Annotated in this window: 1 pseudogene; it reads right to left on the reverse strand. The window is 36.3% G+C overall.

Features of this window, described 5'->3' with window-relative positions:
- Positions 1–275, reverse strand: a pseudogene (locus tag ACSG5Z_RS31325) (hypothetical protein); the annotation flags it as partial.
- Between the last annotated feature and the right edge of the window lie 17 nt (positions 276–292).

Below are 292 nucleotides of genomic sequence, written 5' to 3' on the forward strand. Positions count from 1 at the left end.
AATAGTGTGTTTACAACATTGCCAACTACATCCCCAAATAAATTTTTGTTAAATTCTTGCGCTGAAAATGCACCGATTTGTGATGAAAGTAACATCATCTTTGTGCCAAGCCAAATAAAAAAAAATCAACTTACACATATGCCAATTGTTCCATATAATCCGTTCACTGTAAAAAATTCAACGATTTCTCGTCCAGTAGCAAATCCAGCTCCAACGACTGTTCCAAAATAAGTAGCAGCGACCTTCTATGCTACTTGCCATTGTTGATTGTCCATGTTATCCCTCTTTCTAC

It is taken from the genome of Bacillus pretiosus (genome assembly GCF_051294775.1).
Taxonomy (GTDB): domain Bacteria; phylum Bacillota; class Bacilli; order Bacillales; family Bacillaceae_G; genus Bacillus_A; species Bacillus_A wiedmannii.